We start from the raw sequence: 2,639 nt of genomic DNA on the forward strand, positions 1-2,639 counted from the left end.
GTCGAGAATGGCGCCATGGAAACCACGGAAAAACGCCAGCGCGGCCGGCCGCGCGCTTTCAATGGGCCCTCGGAGGCCAGTTCGGTGCAGTCGCTCGATCGGGCGCTGAGAATCCTGGCCATTGTCGCGGAAGGCAGCGGCCTGTCGCTGAGCGAGATATCGGCGCAGAGCGGGCTTGCCGCCTCCACCGCCTACCGCATGCTGACGACGCTGCAAAACCACGGAATGGTCGAATTCGACACATCAGACCAGCTGTGGTCGATCGGCGTCGAGACCTACCGTATGGGCGCGGCCTTCCTGCGCCGCCGCAAGCTGGTCGACCGCGCGCGTGTCGTCATGCAGGAGCTGATGGAGAGAACCGGCGAGACCGCCAATCTCGGCGTCGCCGAGGACGATTGCGTGGTCTTCGTCAGCCAGGTCGAGACGCATCAGGCGATCCGCGCCTTCTTCCGGCCGGGCACGCGCAGCCCCTTCCATGCGTCCGGCATCGGCAAGGCGGTGCTGGCGCATCTCGAGCCGGAGCGCGTCGGAACCATGCTGCGCAAGGCAGGCCTGCAGCGCTTCACCGACAGGACGCTGTCCGACATTTCGGCGCTTGCCCACGATCTGGCGCGGATCAAGCAGCGCGGCTGGTCGGTCGACGACGAGGAGCGGCACCCCGGCATGCGCTGCGTGGCAGCCGCCATCTTCAACGAATTCGGCGAGCCGATCGGCGGCGTTTCCGTGTCGGGACCGACGGTGCGGGTGACGCCGGAGCGGCTGGCCGAGATCGGCCCGCTGGTGCGCGATGCGGCAGCCGAGGTGACCAGGATGATCGGCGGCGTGCGAGCCGGCTGATCAGCCCGCCCCGGGCAGCGCGCTCCTGGTCGCGATATCGAAGAAATCGAGAAGGATGGCCATGCCGACGCCGCAGGCGGTGAATATCAGGCCGGCCATGAAGATGCGGTTGGCGCGTTCATAGATGCGCCGCTGCAGGCATTTCGTGTCGAGCAGCAGCGAGAGCGCCCGCATCTGCAAGGCAATGCCGGCCAGGATCGGCAGGACGGCGACAAGATGGTAGGTCTGCCACGGGATCGGGTTGGCGGCCCAATGGGTGATGAAGCCCAGCGAAAACGCCAGCAGGATGCCGACGGTGGTGACGGTGCCGTTGCGGAAAACCGTTTCGACCAGGTCTTCCCTGGGGTCCTGCTCGTCCAAGGGTCTCTCCCCGCGTTTCGCGGTCCAGGATAGACGCTCGGAAAATCTCTGTACACTGTCCGATCTGTCGCCGGACCAATCCCTTCAGTTCTGCGCTGAAGCGGCCGATGGAGCACGCACCGCTACCATCCAGACAACAGAAGAGGGGCTCGCATGGGCCCCTCTGTTGCTGAACGGGTCCTCCCCTCAGAGACGGCAATAGTGGCGGTATCCGTCGTGGCCGAGATAGGTATCGGAGTCCGCGTCGTAGCTGGCATAGCGATCGTAGCAGCGGCGGACATGCCACGAGCCACCGCCTTCGTCGACATAGACGGTGCGCGGCTGGGCGAGCAGGCTGCCGAGGACGAAGCCGCCGACGCCGGCAGCAATGCCGATGCCGATTTCGCGGTTGTGGTGATGGCTGTGGGCGGCCGAAGGCTGCACGGTGCCGGCCAGCGTGGCGGCGGCGACGGCGGTGGCGATAAGGCCGGAAACGAGTGTGTTCTTGAACATGACGATCTCCTTGCTTCGTTGACCGAGGCGATCCATCCGCCTCTTGATCATCTGTCGTCACAGCCAGGAAAAAGGTTCGAACTTTTTTGATTTTTCTGGAGCTGGGAAATCGGATGGACCGAGGTCCACGCTGACGGCGACTGGAAAGGGTTGGCGAGGACGTTGATGCGGCCAATCTCCCCCACTTGCTGGGGGCTATGCCACGCACATATCTGCTATGACTGGGGTGACTGATCGGCCCGAGGCCCGATTGCCGGGTGGGTCCCCCAATCCGTCGCTGCTTCGCAGCGCCACCTTCCCCCCTCCGGAGGGAAAGGAAAGGAGCGTTGGTGGGCGAGCGTTGGCTCGGCGAAGCCGAGACGGAGCGGGACCAGCGCCGCATAGGCAATGCATGCGCCAAGCTGCCATGCACTCTATCGCCAAAGACCAGTTGCTTGGAAATGTGTGCATGCCGTAGCTTGCCGGGGATCAGCAGCTTTGCCGCCCTACTTCACAAGGTGATCGCCGAACGCAAAAAGGGCGGCCGAAGCCGCCCTCTTGGGGAATTGGGTCCCTCCATCAAAGGAAAATGATCACCCTGCCGTGCCTGTGGTGATGGTTGTGGTGGTGGTTGTAGTGCTTCCACCAGAACTTCTTGAAGTGCTTCTTGTGATGGTTGTGGTGGTGATGATGATGGCCATGCATGCCGTGGGCTGACGACGTGCCGACAGTGCCGGCGAGCGCGCCGGTGGCGACGAAGATGGCGACGAGGCCCGAGGTAAGAGTGCGCTTGAACATGATGATCTCCTGGATCTTTTGATCGAGGCGACCCATTCGCCTCTGACCATCAGTCGGCGCGGCGCAGCAAAAGGTTCGAAAGGTTGAGGAGATTTTTTGTGGGACGCCGTTGACGCCAGCGCGGCGACGGCAAGGACACCAATGACCCGTCGCCCCCTATTCCCCTATTCCCC

The 2,639-nt window shown here is 63.7% G+C and carries 4 protein-coding genes; 1 reads left to right on the forward strand and 3 read right to left on the reverse strand.

The window, feature by feature from the left end; translation table 11 throughout:
- Positions 1-15 precede the first annotated feature (15 nt).
- The gene (gene bhcR, locus EN969_RS25945) at positions 16-837 is read left to right on the forward strand and encodes an HTH-type transcriptional regulator BhcR (protein ID WP_063170248.1); all 822 of its coding nucleotides are present in this window, start codon (positions 16-18) and stop codon (positions 835-837) included.
- Here the strand turns inward: bhcR and EN969_RS25950 are convergent, their stop codons facing one another.
- From EN969_RS25950 to EN969_RS25960, 3 genes are all read right to left on the reverse strand, one after another.
- Positions 838-1,197, reverse strand: coding sequence for a hypothetical protein (locus EN969_RS25950; protein ID WP_013531395.1), 360 nt, complete (start codon positions 1,195-1,197; stop codon positions 838-840). It abuts the gene before it with no gap.
- Between the two features lie 186 nt (positions 1,198-1,383).
- Positions 1,384-1,689 carry a BA14K family protein gene (locus tag EN969_RS25955; RefSeq protein ID WP_013531394.1) on the reverse strand — a complete coding sequence of 102 codons (306 nt, stop codon included), beginning with the start codon at positions 1,687-1,689 and terminating at the stop codon, positions 1,384-1,386.
- Positions 1,690-2,247: 558 nt separating this feature from the next.
- Positions 2,248-2,466, reverse strand: coding sequence for a hypothetical protein (locus EN969_RS25960; protein WP_013531393.1), 219 nt, complete (start codon positions 2,464-2,466; stop codon positions 2,248-2,250).
- Positions 2,467-2,639 lie beyond the last annotated feature (173 nt).

It is taken from the genome of Mesorhizobium sp. M7A.F.Ca.CA.003.01.2.1 (assembly GCF_003998945.1).
Taxonomy (GTDB): domain Bacteria; phylum Pseudomonadota; class Alphaproteobacteria; order Rhizobiales; family Rhizobiaceae; genus Mesorhizobium; species Mesorhizobium ciceri.